Below are 16,344 nucleotides of genomic sequence, written 5' to 3' on the forward strand. Positions count from 1 at the left end.
ATGCTGTGCATTAATAATAGCTACAATACACAAAAACCACGTAATTTTATTGATTTATCACAAATACAACTTAGGCTAGCTGACTCAATTAGCCAGCTAGCCTATTTCTTAGAAGCCTGGTTCCACTTCTCGCATATCTGGTAACTTATGCGCAATACCTTTATGGCAATCAATACAGGTTTTTCCGTCTTTTAACGCTTGGTCATGCATTTTTGCAGCGACACTTTTTTGAGCGGTAAAATCCATATAGTCGAAGTTGTGGCAGTTACGACACTCTTGGGAGTTATTATCCTTCATCCGCCGCCACTCGTTCTGCGCCATTTCTAGACGATGAGCTTCAAATTTTTGTGGTGTATCAATCACGCCAAAAATCTTACCGTATAACTCTTTACTGGCTTTGATTTTTCTCACCATTTTTGGCACAAACTCATGAGGTACGTGGCAATCAGGGCATGTCGCTCTCACCCCACTACGGTTAGTATAGTGAATGGTATCCATATACTCTTCGTAGACGTTTTCACGCATTTCATGGCAGCTAATACAGAACTCTTCCGTGTTCGCTTTTTCCATTCCGGTATTGAAACCGCCCCAGAAAATAACACCGCCAACGAAACCGATAATCAACAACGTTCCCAACGCTAAACGGCTTGGGCGCCACCACCACTGCCAAACTCGGCGAATGATCCCCGGTTTATCACTTTTATTAGTCATATCCGCCCCTTATTTCCCGAAGCCTTTAGATGGGGTAAAGGTATTATCGATAATCGGCGCAGTATCAGATTGAGGAACATGACACTGTAAGCAGAAATAACGATTTGGTGCCACTTCACCTAATACTTTACCAGTTGCATCCATAAAGTGTGTTGGGCTAATACGTGGTGCGCCAGTGGTACGATAATTTTCCACACCATGGCACTGCAAACAACGGTTTGTGTTCGTGGTAATTTGATACCCTTCAACACTGTGAGGGATCATCGGTGGCTGGTTAACGTAGTTCAGTGCCATTTTTTCCTGCTCTTTAGGAATATGAATGCCACTTTCTGGTGTGCCTGACACTTCTGGTGATTGAGCCAGATCGACGCCATTCGCCGACCATGCAAAACTGCTCACGACAACGGCCATACCCGCTATCCAACGGCTTAAAGTTCTTTTCAGGACAGGGTTTTTCATGATTTAGCTCCCGAACTCCATTTTAGTGTTATTTTAAAAACGTCCTCAGAACAGACATCAATACAGCGACCACACGTCGTGCAATCTTTCGCCGTGATCTGTGCTGGGGCTTGTTTATCAAGAACCGGAACGCGCAAAACTTGCGGCTCAGGACAAACGTGGAAACAATCCATACAGCGATTACACTGCTCTTTTTTATGGGCGGTCACGACTAAAGCCCCTTTACACCCCGCGACACCATACAGTGCGCCGAGTGGGCATAAGTGACCACACCAACCATGTTCCACGACCAATAAATCGAATAAAAAAAGTGCAACTAAAACTAAAGCGCCGCTACCAAAACCAAAAATCAAGCTACGTCCCATCAGAGAAACGGGGTTAATCCATTCCCAAAGCAACGTACCTGTTAATGCCGATCCCAACAAAATGACACCCAGCAAAACATAGCGGATGTAACGTGGGATCGTGGCGGATTGATTGAATTCGAATTTTCGACGTAGCCATGCCGCCGCATCCGTGACCGGATTAACAGGGCACACCCAACTACAGAAAACCCGTTTTCCTACCAGGGCATACACCCCCAAAACAATCCCGGCACCGATTAACGCGGAGATCCCCGGTAAGTAACCACTTGCTAAGCTTTCAAGAGTAATTAGCGGATCCGTCAATGGGATCGTATCCAGCAATAAGCTGCTACTGTAATTACCATGTAAGATCCACACGCCTAACCATGGACCACTCAAAAACATGGCTAACACTAACAACTGACTGGTACGTCTTAATACCAACCATTTATGGCTTCCCCACCACCCTTTTTTCGCCAGAGCCTCACGTCCGGCATCGTGCTTACGATTTGCCATTGTTTCCCTCCAGCCAACCAAAACGGTAATGGTGACCTAATTCCCCTTTCGCCAGCGAACGTGGCAATACTTTAATTGCCGATTCCTCAAGCACACACGCTTGTTCGCATTTACCGCACCCCGTACAGTAATTACTGTTCACAGTCGGCAAGAAACGCGCGTGTTTACCGGTTCGATGGTTTTGTTCAAGTTCCAGTGTGATAGCTTCGTCAATCACAGGGCAAACTCGGTAGCACACATCGCATCGTAACCCTTGAAAGTTCAAGCAGTTCTCTTGGTCGAGTAACACTGCTAGCCCCATACGAGCATCATTGATAGAAGCAATATCCTTATCCAACGCACCACTTGGGCACACTTTGGCGCAAGGAATGTCTTCACACATTTCGCACGGGTTTTCGCGAGCAATAAAATACGGTGTACCCGCTGCCATGCCAGACGCCAACGTAGCAAGCTTCAACATGTCGTAAGGACACGCTTGCACACATTGACCACAGCGTACACAGGCACTTGCAAAGGCACTTTCGTCTAAGGCACCCGGCGGGCGAAGATGCACTCCGCTCGCTCGGGAGGTTTGTTGCTGAAGCCCCAGTACCACACCAACAGCCGCCAGTCCACCCGCTGCGCGAGCAACATCACGCAAAAAACGGCGGCGACTATTCTGGGAACTCGGTTTCTGGGACATACGCAATTACACCTTTTCCAATTTAACTGCACATTTCTTGTAATCCGTCTCTTTCGATAGCGGATCCGTTGCATCCAGAGTGAGGTTATTCACTAACTGAGATGCATCGAAGAATGCCATATAAATCAAACCTTTTGGTGGGCGGTTACGACCACGAGTTTCCACGGTTGAGAGCACTTCCCCACGGCGAGAAAGCACTTTCACTTTATCCCCACGGCGCAAGTCTTTCGCTTTTGCATCCAGCGGGTTCATAAACACCACGGACTCAGGGAATGCACGGTGCAACTCAGGCACGCGACGAGTCATACTGCCAGTATGCCAATGTTCAAGAACGCGTCCTGTGGATAACCATAAATCGTATTCAGCATCTGGCGCTTCTGCGGCTGGTTCAAATGGCAGTGCGAAAATCACCGCTTTACCATCTGGCTTGCCGTAGAATTGGAAACCTTGCCCAGCTTTTACGTAAGGGTCATTACCTTCGCTGTAGCGCCATTGGGTCTCTTTGCCATCCACAACTGGCCAACGGATACCGCGAGCTTTGTGGTATGCATCAAAATCCGCTAAGTCATGACCATGACCACGACCGAAACTTGCGTACTCCTCAAACAGCCCTTTTTGCAGGTAGAAGCCGAGTTCACGAGATTCATCATTCAGCTGGTCAGCCGCCAGTTCTGTAATTGGGAATTTGGTCACTGATTCGTTAGCAAACAGAATGTCGTATAACGTTTTTCCGCGATATTCTGGTTTCTTCGCTAATAACTCTTCCGGCCAAACGTCTTCCGCTTTGAAGCGACGAGAGAACAGCACCATCTGCATTAAGTCAGATTTTGCTTCGCCCGGTGCTGGCACTTGTTGACGCCAGAATTGTGTACGACGCTCTGCGTTACCGTATGCCCCTTCTTTTTCTACCCACATCGCTGTCGGTAAAATCAGGTCAGCAGACAGTGCGCTGACAGTTGGGTATGGGTCTGAAACCACAATAAAGTTGCGTGGGTCGCGCCAACCTGGCATACGCTCTTCATTAATATTTGGACCCGCCTGCATATTGTTATTGCACATCACCCAATAGAAATTGAGCTTGCCATCTTTTAATGCGCGGTCTTGAGCAACAGCGTGTAATCCCACTTTTTCTGGGATAGTTCCCGCTGGTAATTTCCACACGTTTTCCACTTTTTCACGGTGTTTTTCGTTGGTGACCACCATGTCGGCTGGTAAACGGTGAGAGAACGTCCCCACTTCACGCGCAGTACCACAGGCTGACGGTTGACCTGTTAAGGAGAACGGTCCACAACCTGGTTGAGAAATTTTACCGGTCAATAAGTGCAGGTTGTATGCCAAGTTATTCGCCCAGACGCCACGCGTGTGCTGGTTGAAGCCCATTGTCCAGTAGGAAACGACTTTCACGTTAGGATCTGCATACAGCTTAGCTAGCGCTTCTAACTGATCTTTCGGAACACCCGTCATTTCAGCGGTTTTGTCGAGGGTATATTCCGCAACAAACGCTTTGTAATCTTCGAATGTCATTGGCTCAGAGGCATCCGAACCTGGGTTTTTCGCCTTTTGCTCTAAAGGATGCGTTGGACGTAAACCATAACCAATATCAGTAACCCCACGACGTAAATTAACGTGTTTATCAAGGAAGTCCTGATTCACCGCATTGTTTTGAATAATGTAGTTAGCGATGTAGTTGAGGATCACTAAGTCTGATTGCGGCGTAAAGACAATGCCGTTATCCGCTAATTCGAAGCTACGGTGTTTAAATGTAGACAGTACAGCGACACGAACATCAGGGTTAGATAGACGACGGTTGGTGATACGCGACCATAAAATTGGGTGCATTTCCGCCATGTTCGAACCCCACAGCACGAAAGCATCCGCATGTTCGATATCATCGTAACAGCCCATCGGTTCATCCATACCAAAGGTACGCATGAAGCCTACAACCGCTGATGCCATACAGTGACGTGCATTTGGGTCTAAGTTATTTGAACGGAAGCCACCTTTAAATAGTTTGGATGCAGCATAACCTTCCCAAACCGTCCACTGACCGGAACCAAACATTCCGATACCTTCAGGACCTTTCTCTTTGAGGGTGGTTTTGACTTTCTCTTCCATCACATCAAAGGCTTTTTCCCATGTAATTGGGGTAAATTCACCGTTTTTATCGTACTCACCGTCTTTCATACGCAAAAGCGGTTGAGTTAAACGGTCTTTTCCGTACATGATTTTTGGTAGGAAATAGCCTTTGATGCAGTTCAGACCACGGTTTACAGGAGCTTCAGGGTCACCTTGGCTCGCAACGATACGTCCGTTTTGCGTTCCAACTAAAACCCCACAGCCTGTACCGCAGAAACGGCAAGGTGCTTTATCCCATTTAATGCTTTCTTGCTGACCAACCACTGCTTTCGCAATACTTGGTACGCCAACGCCTGCCGCCGCAGCAGCGGCCGCTATCGCATTGGCTTTCATAAAGCTACGACGACTGAGTTTCATACTTTTTCCTCACATTGCTCATCCTGCTGGTGATAAACCAGTGAAACATCCAATACACCATCGATATCACGGATAAAATCGATAGTATCTAAAAGCGTTTTGCTGTCTTCCCCTTCCACAACCACAATTAACTTGCCATTTTCAGGGGAGGAAATAGCCACTTCGCAGTTGGGTTCTTGATGTAATTCATCTGTCACAGCTGGAATGCGTTCACTTTTGACTTGAACAATCAAACTGCAAACTTGCCAGTTATTGTGCATCTTCATGCTCCATGGTAATGGCTGATACAGGACATCCTGCGACACATGCGCCACAACCTGTACAACCCTGCATATCAATGTTTGGCTGGTAAATACCGGCCAGTGATGGACGAAAGGCGATCACTTGAGGCTCACAACTGTCTTCACAACGACGACATTCAATCGATTTGTACGCCAGACAGTGTTGCCCAATGGCAATCTTGATATTCCAAGGCTGGGTATTTTGAGGAAGGAATATAGGCTCAGGACAGGCCTCTGCACATGCATAACAGAATGTGCATTCACCACGCTGAAAATCGACCATGGGATAGCCACCAGGACCTGGTTGCAAAATTGCCGTTTCACAACTCTTGATACACTGGTTACAACGAGTGCACTGTTCAATAAAACGTGCTTCGCTACCACTCCATGGTGGTCGAATTACGGGTGCAGCATTACGCCAAGCCCCCGTTAAAACTCCCCTACGGGTGATATCAACCATGTTTATTTCCTTTACATTGCCCAACCAAAAACTGCTAAAAGAGACTGATAAACCGTACTTTTTATATGATTATTTATTGTGAATATTAATTAGCTAACTATCAAAAATACATACTACCTAGTAGGTAAACTAACTTTTAGCGTTATTATGAAGAAAATAGTCATTCTTTGACGTTTCACATCGAAGACACTGTACAAATATCGAGAAAGGCAGATTTGAGGTCGTTTTATAATTATTCATTAACATTTAATAAATATGATTTGCGAATTTAAACCTTATTTTTAATAGTCAAATTTATAATTAATGAAAATATATACCACTAAAGTAGTATATCATGAGCACTTTTACAAAAAACTATATTTACTTTTTTTGATTTTACGCACGTTTTAATTCAAAAATTAACCAACTTATTAATCCATTGTATTAGTAAAAATATAATTAATTATAAATATCAGCATGATAATGAAAAACTCAAAGTGTAAATAACAATCATTATTATTTAATGATTTAATCCATACTCTGCGTTAAAAAATAAAATTTAATATTTTTTTATTTATTCAATTTTCTCCATTTTTATTATTTTTCATCGATTAAAAAGTAAACTCATTTTAATTATTGATCAAAGACAATATTTTTTGTGTGGTTTTTTGCTAATTATATAAGTTGGCAATTGTCTGATAGCAATAGTGCGATTGTTATCAAATATAAAAATAAATACAGCTAATGGGATGGCTGGCTTAAAAACACTCGAGGCCCTTATGGCAAAGATAAGAAATAATGCACTGTACCTACTGAGTGTGCTTGCAGGGATATTTCTATTTACCTCTGTACAGGCACAAACTCCAACAAAAGATTCCACATCAACCATCAACGCTCGAAACGAAACGTTTGAAGCGGCACACCCTGATCAATACCATTCATGGCGAGCAACTTCAGAACAATCACAACGAGAAGATGCACTGGCTGAAGATCCTCGCCTCGTCATCTTATGGGCAGGTTATCCTTTCTCTCGTGACTACAATAAACCTCGTGGTCACGCCTATGCGATTATCGATGTTCGTGAAACACTGCGGACTGGCGCGCCAAAAAATGCTGAAGATGGTCCTCTTCCTATGGCATGTTGGAGCTGTAAAAGCCCTGACGTTGCTCGATTAATTCAGGAACATGGGGAAGATGGCTACTTCAAAGGCAAATGGGCAAAAGGAGGCCCTGAAGTCGTCAACGTATTGGGCTGTGCAGATTGCCACAAAACAGACTCACCTGAGTTTGCCAAAGGTAAGCCTGAACTCACTCTTTCTCGCCCATACGCAGAACGTGCCATGGAAGCTATCGGTAAACCATTCGATAAAGCGAGCCGCTTCGACCAACAATCTATGGTGTGCGGTCAATGCCACGTTGAATATTATTTCTCTGGCGAAACTAAAGCCGTGAAATTCCCTTGGGATAACGGCACCAAAGTCGAAGACATGGAAGTGTACTACGACAACATTGCCTTCTCTGATTGGACAAACTCCCTGTCTAAAGCCCCAATGCTCAAAGCCCAACACCCTGAGTATGAAACTTGGAGCGCAGGTATCCACGGCAAAAACAATGTGACCTGTATTGACTGCCACATGCCAAAACTGCAAAACGAAAAAGGGGAACTGTATACCAGCCATAAAATCGGTAATCCATTCGATAACTTTGAACAAACCTGTAGTAGCTGTCATACCCAAAGCAAAGAGCAACTTCAGAGTATCGTTGCTGAGCGTAAAAAAGCTATCCAAGAGATGAAAATCAAAGTGGAAGATCAGTTAGTACGCGCTCACTTTGAAGCTAAAGCAGCTTGGGATGCAGGCGCAACCGATGCTGAAATGAAAGATATCCTTGCTGATATCCGTCATGCGCAGTGGCGTTGGGATTTAGCTATCGCGTCACACGGTATCCACATGCATGCACCAGATGAAGGGTTACGTATGCTTGGTGGGGCAATGGATAAAGCCGCAGATGCCCGAGCCAAACTGGCGCGTTTACTGGGTTCAAAAGGCATTACTCATGAAATCGCGATCCCAGATATCTCCACCAAAGATAAAGCGCAACAAGCCATCGGCTTGGATATGCAGAAAATTAATGCCGAAAAACAAGAGTTTTTAAAGACTGTGGTACCTGAATGGGATGCACAAGCTCGTAAAAACGACCTGTTAGCCAAATAACCACTCACCCCAGTTCGCTGGGGTGCGATAACCAATGGAGTGAATATGAGCGTACTACGTTCGTTATTAACTGCTGGGGTGCTGGCGTCAGGCTTGTTATGGGCGATATCCGCGTCGGCAACACCACAAATGGCTGAAGAAGCTAACAAAGACGGTCGTTGGCAAGTTACGCAGCAGCGTAATCCAGACAATGCTTGCCTTGATTGCCATAAACCCGATAAAGAAGGGATGCATGGCACTCATGCTGAGGTCATTAACCCGAATAATAATTTGCCGGTAACGTGCACCAATTGTCACGGCAAACCGGGTCCCAATCACCGTGAAGGCGTCAAAGACGTCATGCGGTTTAATGATCCAATGTACAGCGTGGAACAACAAAATAGCGTCTGTTTATCTTGCCACTTACCTGAACAACTGCAAAAAGCGTTTTGGCCCCACGATGTTCACGTGACCAAAGTGGCTTGCGCGAGTTGTCATGACCTCCATCCTAAGCAAGACACCATGAAAGTGCTGAACGATAAAGGTAAGGTCAAAATCTGCGTGGATTGTCACTCAGATCAGCGAGATAACCCGAACTTTAACCCCGCTGCGGTGAATGTTCTTAAGGAGCAGCCATGAGTTGTTCTCGTCGTCAATTCATAATCTATTCAGGCGCACTGGCGGCGGTAGGCGGTGTGGCGGGGCATTCTCTCGCCAATACCATGAAAGTTGACGGGTTGCGATATGGCATGATCCACGATGAAACACTGTGTATCGGCTGTACCGCCTGTATGGATGCATGTCGGGAAGTCAACCAAGTTCCAGAAGGCGTATCACGCCTAACGATTATTCGTAGTGAACCCATCGGCCAATTTCCTGACGTCAAATATCGGTTCTTCCGCCACTCTTGCCAACATTGCGAACATGCCCCTTGTGTCGATGTCTGTCCTACAGGGGCTTCATTCATCGATAAAACCACGGGGATTGTGGACGTAAACCCTGACCTATGTGTTGGTTGTCAATACTGTATTGCCGCCTGCCCTTACCGCGTCAGATTTATTCATCCCATCAGCAAAACCGCCGATAAATGCGATTTTTGCCGTAAAACCAATCTCAAAAAAGGGAAGCAACCAGCTTGTGTCGAAGCCTGCCCAACCAAAGCGTTGGTGTTTGGTAATTTAGATGATCCAAACAGTGCGGTATCACTAATGCTCCATGAAAAACCGACCTATCGATTCAAAATTGCACTGGGAACGAAACCCAAAATGTACCGAGTTCCCTTTAAATATGGGGAGGTTAGCCAATGACAACCACTTCAGCTTTTCATTTTGAGTCGTTAGTCTGGGACTGGCCTATCGCCGTTTACCTGTTTTTGATTGGTATCTCTGCGGGGTTAGTGGTTCTGGCAGTATTGATGCGCCAATATGTACCCAATGCTGCCACCAGCAATAGTACTATCATGCGTACAACGCTAATTTTAGCGCCGACCACCATTATTCTTGGTCTACTGATCCTCATTTTCCACTTAACCCGTCCATGGACGTTCTGGAAATTGATGTTTCACTACAGCCCAACTTCTGTGATGTCCATGGGGGTAATGCTGTTCCAAGTTTACATGGCGGTGTTAGTGGTTTGGCTGGCTAAAATTTATGAGCAAGAACTCGTTGGGCTACAACAAAAATGGCTACCTAAGCTAACGATAGTGCCTCGCGTTTTAGGCTGGCTAAGTCGCATCATGCGCGGGTTAGATATTGCTATGCTAGTCTTAGCCGTATTACTGGGCGCTTATACGGGATTCTTGTTATCTGCCCTCAAATCCTATCCGTTCTTAAACAACCCAATATTACCGGCTCTATTTCTCTTTTCGGGAATTTCGTCGGGACTGGCGGTGAGTTTACTGGCAATTGCCCTACGCTATCGCAAGAATGTTCATAACCCTGAAACGGTCTTTTTACACCGCGTAGAAAGCTTCGTTGTCTGGTTAGAGATATTTTTGCTAGCGGCCTTCTTTGTGGGGCTAGCGCTCGGTGATGATGGCAAACTGCGTTCATTAATTGCGGCATTAGGCGGAGGTTTCTGGACGTGGTGGTTCTGGCTTGGCGTCGTGGGGATTGGTTTTGTTATTCCCCTCCTGTTGAAAAAATGGCAACAACAAGGTAGCCAAGCTTTTCGGGTTATTGTGGTCAGTGGCGCAAGCTTAATTGGCGTGTTTTTCCTGCGTTTTTTCGTCCTGTATGCAGGGCAACTGACAGTCGCATAACCGACTTAAAATAAAGGTGATACTTGGAAATTTTCCTTCCCGAAATAGGGTTTATCAGCTTGCTACTGGCGCTGTGTATCACCGGCTATCATACCCTATTGGGGTTTATCGGCGTTTTCAGGCACGTCCCGAGGCAAATGTCTCAGGGCGTGCTCTGGACGTCTTTGCAATTCACTTTTTTATTAACTGCGTTTCTCTGTTTAACCGCCAGCTTTGTATTCAGTGATTTTTCCGTTATTTATGTGGCTCAGCATAGCCACAGTTTATCCCCCCTAGTGATTAAAATTGCTGCCGTTTGGGGAGGGCACGAAGGTTCGCTGCTGCTGTGGGTTCTGTTTTTCTCTGGCTGGACTACCTTATTTGCATGGCGTTATCGCCGCCAAAATAGCCCATTTTTCCCTTTAACGTTGTGTGTACTGGCTGCTATATGCACGGCGTTATTGCTGTTTGTTGTGTTCTATTCCAACCCATTTGAACGCCTGTTTCCGCCTGCAATTGAAGGTCGCGACCTCAACCCGATGCTGCAACATTGGGGACTAATTTTACACCCGCCGCTACTTTACCTTGGTTACAGCGGATTGATGCTAGTGGCAGCGTTAGTGCTCGCATCATTAATGGCGACACCTACCCTACTTCCCGAAAATTTCAGCCAGACTATTGCTCAGTTGTGTTGGCGATTTGCGGTACCAAGTTGGTGCATACTCACTAGCGGTATCATCCTCGGTTCTTGGTGGGCATACAGTGAATTAGGCTGGGGAGGATGGTGGTTTTGGGACCCTGTTGAAAACGCCTCTTTACTTCCTTGGCTTTCTGCCACGGCATTACTACACAGCTTATCTATCACTCGCCGAACAGGGCTATATCGCCACTGGAGCCTGTTGCTGGCGATTATCACATTAATTTTAGCGCTGCTCGGTACACTGATTGTCCGCTCTGGGATCTTAGTGTCCGTTCATGCATTTGCCTTAGATAACGTGCGTGCCGTTCCGCTATTTTTACTCTTTAGCGTTTTAAGCCTTGGTGCTCTGTTTATTTATGGTTGGAAGGCGAAATTTCCCCCTCAAGAGCCTCGGCGCAAAACATCGCGAGAAATCTATTTATTACTGACTTTGATTTTGTTTACCGCGGTTTTATGTATCGTACTGACTGGCACCTTATACCCGATGCTCTATGGTTTATTAGGGTTAGGTAAGATCTCGGTGGGGGCTCCCTATTTCAATCAGACATTACTGCCATTTGGCCTGTTGATGCTGGTGGTAATAGCGCTTGCCACGCTCAAATATCGCGATATTGCCAAGAACGGAAATCACAAACTACATCAGCGACTGTCGATGATTGTTCAGCAAAAATTCCCTGCTATTGTCGCCCACGCTGGGGTTGTGATGTTCGCTATGGGAATTGCCCTTTCCTCAACACAGAAATCAGAAATCAGCCAAAATATCGCCATCGGGCAATCAATCTCAGTTGGCGGATATCAATTCCAATTTCAACAATTACAACTGGCAGCTGAATCTAACTACACCACCGAGAAAGCGCTGATCCACGTCAGTCAAAATGCAGGTCAAAATGGCTTTGATCTTATCACTGAACGCCGCCTGTATATGGCTCGCCAGCAACTGATGATAGAACCGGGGATCCACTGGGGATGGTTGCGATCTTGGTATGTGGTGCTGGGAGAAAAAACGGGCACTGAGCGCTATGCGATGCGTTTTTATGTACAAGAAGGCATTCAATGGATTTGGGGTGGTGGATTTGTGATGTGCTTAGGTGCGCTGATGAGTTGGTTTAGGGGGCGGAAGCATGATTAAAAAAATCGTTATGCTGTTTCTGCTCTTGTGCTCCTTGAATGTTCACGCCCAAATAGTGGATACATGGGCATTTAATTCCAATGAGGAGCAGGAATTATCCTTGCAGATTGCTTCACAACTACGTTGCCCGCAATGCCAAAACCAAAATTTATTAGAATCTAATGCACCTACCGCGGTCAGCATGCGCCATCAAGTCTTTAAAATGGTTTCTGAAGGAAAAAGTGAATCTCAGATTAAACGCTATATGACCGAGCGTTATGGTGACTTTGTTTTATATAATCCCCCATTAACGCTTAGTACCCTACTATTATGGTTACTTCCCGTATTTGCTGTTCTTTGTATTATCTTTATTTTATGGAAAACATTAAAAGTAAAAAATAAAATTAATCAGCCCATTATTTTATTAGATAATGCGATTCCATTAATAGAAAAATACAACCAGACTCACTCTGACATACAGTTATTACCGGCTATCAATAATGAAAAAACACTTCAGCATTCTCATTGGAATAAGATAAGTAACACCCTTATTCTCATCATAATCTGCATTATGATAGCGGGATATTTTTTATTACCGCGATTCCATTCAACACTTGATTTATATCAAAGACAAAATGACCCTACCTTGCTATTCACACCATTGGAGCGTGAAACGCAGGATCTACAACGTTTACAAGCAGATATTCGACAATCCCCTGAAAACAGTGAGCTTTGGGCTGTTTTAGGTGAATACTATCTTTATCAAAATAGCTATGAAAATGCCTTAATTGCCTATGGCTACGCACTCAAATATCGCGGAGAGAATGCCCAACTCTATGCCGCAATTGCCACGGTGATGTATTACCAAGCCGGACAAGTGGTTACAAATGACACACAAAAAATGATAGACAAAGCATTAAGTCTAGATAAGAATGAAGTCACCGCATTGATGTTATTAGCCTCAGATGCCTTTATCAATGCCAATTACACAACGGCGATTAATATCTGGCAAAACCTACTTGATAGTAATAATCCTAGAGTCAATCGCGCTCAAATTATTGAAGCCATTCACATGGCTAAATTAATGGAAAATAGTGGGAAACAGTGAATACAAATAATAAAGGCTCCTGAACCTTTATTACCTCGCGGTATCCATAATTGATAAAAAATAATAATAAGTTTATTTATTAAATATAATAATCTAGAAAAATATCATGACGAATAAGATGCTTTCTATCTTAGTGATTATTCTTATCGCAGGAGGATCATTTCTTGCAGGAGTAATGGCTAACTACACACCTGATTTAGATGTTATCAAGAAATCAGAGCGGGCTGTGGAAGACCTGCTGAGTTTCCCTAAAACCGTCGAATTTAAAGATGTGAAATACCATGTCATCAGAGAGACCTCTGATCGCGGTATGCTAGGCTATGTTTGTGGTCAAGTTCTGGTATTTGATGCAAAAAATAGCTATAGCTACAAACGTTTTATGGTGAAAACGTATCTAAATGAAGATGGTAGAAATGTCGTTTCTATTCCACTATTGGATAGAGACGAAATGGAGTTTCCGATCGAGGAATTTAATTATTTGTGGCGTAAAAATTGTCAGAATAGATAATTATACTTAATTGAATATTATCTATCCCCTACGAAATTAATGATTTTTCTCGGTACTTTATTTACAGCAACATGAAGGCTTGCCTGTTAATTCTGCTTCTTGGATTGGCGGGCATTTCACTGTGCCATAAGAACAAAATACGCAGCAATCCCCTTCTAATGGCTTTAATAAGACGCCGCAACCTGTGCATTCATAAAACCACTGACAAGCATTGGTTGGCATCTCTTCCATTTTCAAACACCCACATTCTGGGCATGTAATTTCAGACATCAATTCAATTTTGGCTTGACTCATTTGATACTCGATAGGGTCTTTCACAATAAATAATACTATTTATCTTACAAAATCATGTTGCTCTTATCCTTGCGCCAAATTAGGTTTCCCACACAAAATAAAAATGCAGTTCCAATAGCATTTCCCGCAAGGTTGATATACAGTTTTCCACTTTTTTCAAAGCACCCTAGATTTTGGAGGCGAAATGTTTATTGGTTTTGACTACGGAACATCTAACTGCTCCGTCGCAATCATGAAAGATGGTAAACCGCAATTGTTACCCCTTGAAGGCAGCAATTTTTATATTCCATCAACCTTGTGTGCGCCGACAAGAGAATCGGTTTCAGAGCACTTATTTCGCCATCTGAATATTTCTCCGACAGACTCAGTTGGTCAGCAAATCCTCCGACGCTCTATTGCGTTTAATCAGGATGAAGGCATTGAACTGGAGCCGGAAGATATTGTTTTCGGGCAAGCTGCGCTGGACTTATATTTAAGCGATCCTCGTGATGTCTACTATGTAAAATCACCTAAGTCTTTTTTAGGTGCATCAGGCTTACACGAAACCCAAGTCAGTTTCTTCGAAGATTTAGTGTGCGCCATGATGGCAAATATCAAGCATACTGCCGAAGCAAGTACCCAACAAACCATCACTGACACCGTGATTGGTCGCCCAATTAACTTCCATGGACGTGGTGGCGAGCTAGCGAATCAGCAAGCGGAAGCTATCTTATTAAAAGCCGCTAAACGTGCTGGATTTCAGAATATTGCGTTCCAGTTTGAGCCCGTTGCCGCAGGGTTAGAGTATGAATCCACCCTCACCAAAGATCAGACCATTTTAGTGGTGGATATTGGTGGGGGAACCACCGACTGCTCACTGATCCAAATGGGGCCTAGTTACAAAGATAGCCACGATCGTGCAAGTTCTTTGCTAGCACATACAGGTCAACGTGTTGGCGGAAACGATCTGGATATTTTCATTGCCTTAAAACAGTTAATGCAGCTTTTTGGTATGGAAAGCCAATATCAATCGGGAATCAAAATGCCTCTATTGCAGTTTTGGAACCCGATTGCCATTAATAATGTGGAAGCGCAAAAAGAGTTTTATTCTCGCGCGAACCTCAATGCATTAACCCGCTTACAACAAGATGCTCAAGAGCCAGCCTTGCTGGCACGTTTGCTCGAGGTTTATCACCAAACGCTGGGTTACAGCATAGTACGCAAAGCGGAAGAGGCGAAAATCGCACTCTCTGATGAGCAAAATTACTTGGCGAAAATTGCATTATCAAAAGAGCTGCTTGAAGTGAATATTGGACGTGATCAGTTAATTGATGCGATTGAATCACCAAAAAGCAAAATGATTGAGTTGGTGAAAGAAGCCGTTGTACAAGGAGGCGTTCAACCGGACGCTATTTTTGTCACCGGGGGTAGCGCTCGCTCGCCTATCTTACATCAAGCGATTCAAGAACAACTGCCGAACATTCCCATTGTTCGTGGTGATGACTTTGGCTCGGTTACCGCTGGGTTAGCCCGTTGGGCGCAAACCTGCTTTAAATAATCGACTTCCCAATGCCGTTTGTGCGGCATTGGGTTTTCACGATCCTCAACTATTCCTCGAGTAAACGCCCCTCTTTTAAGTAGCTGATTTTATTTGCCATTAACTGAGCTTCATCTTCACTATGAGTTACCAACAGTGCTGTTTGCCCCGCCGCACGTAAAATATCCCGCACTTCTTGCCCTAAGCGTTTTCGGCTATCTGGATCAAGACTAGAAAGCGGTTCATCCAGCAACAGTACCGCTGGCTGTGGCGCTAACGCTCGTGCTAATGCAATACGCTGCTGCTGACCACCCGACATTTCGTGAGGATAGCGTTCCGCTAAACCGCTCAATTCAACCAAGGTTAATAGTTGTTGAACGCGAGCGTGTTGCTGCTCTTTAGGCTGTTTTCTTAGCCCAAATGCCACGTTCTGCGCCGCCGTTAAATGAGGAAACAAGGCATAATCTTGGAAAACCATCCCAACATTACGCTGCTCAGGCGGCAAATGAAGGTTTGGACCCGCAACACAGCGCCCACCCACGTAGATGGTTCCTTGCTCTACCTGCTCAAACCCAGCAATCGCTCTCAAGGCAGTGGTTTTTCCGCATCCTGAAGCCCCAAGTAAACAGCCAATTTCCCCAGCATCAATATGCAAAGAGAAACCATTAAGTACATGGTTACGTTGATGTTTGCTGCCATAAGAAACATGGACATTGTCAAGAACTAAGGTTGAATCAGACACCGAAGACATTCC

General features: G+C 44.7%; 17 protein-coding genes. 8 read left to right on the plus strand and 9 right to left on the minus strand.

Features of this window, described 5'->3' with window-relative positions; all coding sequences use genetic code 11:
- Positions 1 to 108: 108 nt before the first annotated feature.
- The 7 genes from napC to napF are packed head-to-tail and all read right to left on the minus strand — an operon-like array spanning position 109 to position 5,946.
- Positions 109 to 711 (minus strand): cytochrome c-type protein NapC, encoded by a 603-nt coding sequence (napC, locus tag GKR71_RS10910; RefSeq protein ID WP_036952097.1) that lies wholly within the window; start codon positions 709 to 711, stop codon positions 109 to 111.
- A 9-nt stretch (positions 712 to 720) separates the two neighbouring features.
- Entirely contained in the window at positions 721 to 1,170 is a 450-nt protein-coding gene (gene napB, locus GKR71_RS10915) for a nitrate reductase cytochrome c-type subunit (protein ID WP_036952098.1), read from the minus strand.
- Positions 1,167 to 2,030, minus strand: a complete 864-nt coding sequence (napH, locus tag GKR71_RS10920) for a quinol dehydrogenase ferredoxin subunit NapH (RefSeq protein ID WP_154634284.1) — start codon at positions 2,028 to 2,030, stop codon at positions 1,167 to 1,169. Before napH ends, napB begins: the two co-directional genes overlap by 4 nt.
- The gene (gene napG / locus GKR71_RS10925) at positions 2,017 to 2,712 is read right to left on the minus strand and encodes a ferredoxin-type protein NapG (protein WP_036952102.1); all 696 of its coding nucleotides are present in this window, start codon (positions 2,710 to 2,712) and stop codon (positions 2,017 to 2,019) included. Before napG ends, napH begins: the two co-directional genes overlap by 14 nt.
- Positions 2,713 to 2,718: 6 nt before the next feature.
- Positions 2,719 to 5,205, minus strand: a complete 2,487-nt coding sequence (gene napA, locus GKR71_RS10930) for a nitrate reductase catalytic subunit NapA (protein ID WP_036952103.1) — start codon at positions 5,203 to 5,205, stop codon at positions 2,719 to 2,721.
- On the minus strand, positions 5,202 to 5,471 hold the full coding sequence (napD, locus tag GKR71_RS10935; RefSeq protein ID WP_006660695.1) for a chaperone NapD: 270 nt from the start codon (positions 5,469 to 5,471) through the stop codon (positions 5,202 to 5,204). The genes napA and napD overlap by 4 nt, the downstream gene beginning before the upstream one ends.
- The gene (gene napF / locus GKR71_RS10940) at positions 5,455 to 5,946 is read right to left on the minus strand and encodes a ferredoxin-type protein NapF (RefSeq protein ID WP_108478306.1); all 492 of its coding nucleotides are present in this window, start codon (positions 5,944 to 5,946) and stop codon (positions 5,455 to 5,457) included. Before napF ends, napD begins: the two co-directional genes overlap by 17 nt.
- Positions 5,947 to 6,704: 758 nt before the next feature.
- Between napF and nrfA the strand changes: the two genes are divergently transcribed.
- The 7 genes from nrfA to GKR71_RS10975 all read left to right on the plus strand — a co-directional run bounded on the left by nrfA (position 6,705) and on the right by GKR71_RS10975 (position 13,780).
- A complete protein-coding gene (gene nrfA, locus GKR71_RS10945; RefSeq protein WP_036952243.1) occupies positions 6,705 to 8,138 on the plus strand; it encodes an ammonia-forming nitrite reductase cytochrome c552 subunit in 1,434 nt (477 codons plus the stop codon).
- A gap of 45 nt (positions 8,139 to 8,183) precedes the next feature.
- A complete protein-coding gene (nrfB, locus tag GKR71_RS10950; protein ID WP_036952108.1) occupies positions 8,184 to 8,756 on the plus strand; it encodes a cytochrome c nitrite reductase pentaheme subunit in 573 nt (190 codons plus the stop codon).
- Entirely contained in the window at positions 8,753 to 9,424 is a 672-nt protein-coding gene (gene nrfC / locus GKR71_RS10955) for a cytochrome c nitrite reductase Fe-S protein (protein ID WP_154634285.1), read from the plus strand. The genes nrfB and nrfC overlap by 4 nt, the downstream gene beginning before the upstream one ends.
- The gene (gene nrfD, locus GKR71_RS10960; protein WP_036952110.1) at positions 9,421 to 10,377 is read left to right on the plus strand and encodes a cytochrome c nitrite reductase subunit NrfD; all 957 of its coding nucleotides are present in this window, start codon (positions 9,421 to 9,423) and stop codon (positions 10,375 to 10,377) included. Before nrfC ends, nrfD begins: the two co-directional genes overlap by 4 nt.
- A 23-nt stretch (positions 10,378 to 10,400) precedes the next feature.
- Entirely contained in the window at positions 10,401 to 12,185 is a 1,785-nt protein-coding gene (locus GKR71_RS10965; protein WP_154634286.1) for a heme lyase CcmF/NrfE family subunit, read from the plus strand.
- Positions 12,178 to 13,272, plus strand: coding sequence for a heme lyase NrfEFG subunit NrfF (nrfF, locus tag GKR71_RS10970; RefSeq protein WP_154609644.1), 1,095 nt, complete (start codon positions 12,178 to 12,180; stop codon positions 13,270 to 13,272). Before GKR71_RS10965 ends, nrfF begins: the two co-directional genes overlap by 8 nt.
- Positions 13,273 to 13,378: 106 nt before the next feature.
- Positions 13,379 to 13,780 (plus strand): hypothetical protein, encoded by a 402-nt coding sequence (locus tag GKR71_RS10975; RefSeq protein WP_036952113.1) that lies wholly within the window; start codon positions 13,379 to 13,381, stop codon positions 13,778 to 13,780.
- 57 nt (positions 13,781 to 13,837) lie between these two features.
- Here the strand turns inward: GKR71_RS10975 and GKR71_RS10980 are convergent, their stop codons facing one another.
- The gene (locus tag GKR71_RS10980; protein WP_036952115.1) at positions 13,838 to 14,074 is read right to left on the minus strand and encodes a GDCCVxC domain-containing (seleno)protein; all 237 of its coding nucleotides are present in this window, start codon (positions 14,072 to 14,074) and stop codon (positions 13,838 to 13,840) included.
- A gap of 184 nt (positions 14,075 to 14,258) precedes the next feature.
- Here GKR71_RS10980 and yegD point away from each other — a divergent pair, with 184 nt between their 5' ends.
- Entirely contained in the window at positions 14,259 to 15,611 is a 1,353-nt protein-coding gene (gene yegD, locus GKR71_RS10985; protein ID WP_154609642.1) for a molecular chaperone, read from the plus strand.
- A 49-nt stretch (positions 15,612 to 15,660) separates the two neighbouring features.
- On the opposite strand, the gene GKR71_RS10990 is transcribed toward yegD, so the two are convergent.
- Positions 15,661 to 16,332, minus strand: a complete 672-nt coding sequence (locus GKR71_RS10990; RefSeq protein WP_036952118.1) for an ABC transporter ATP-binding protein — start codon at positions 16,330 to 16,332, stop codon at positions 15,661 to 15,663.
- Positions 16,333 to 16,344: the final 12 nt, after the last annotated feature.

Origin of the sequence: Providencia sp. wls1922, from assembly GCF_009706505.1 — a bacterium.
In the GTDB taxonomy this organism is placed as follows: domain Bacteria; phylum Pseudomonadota; class Gammaproteobacteria; order Enterobacterales; family Enterobacteriaceae; genus Providencia; species Providencia lanzhouensis.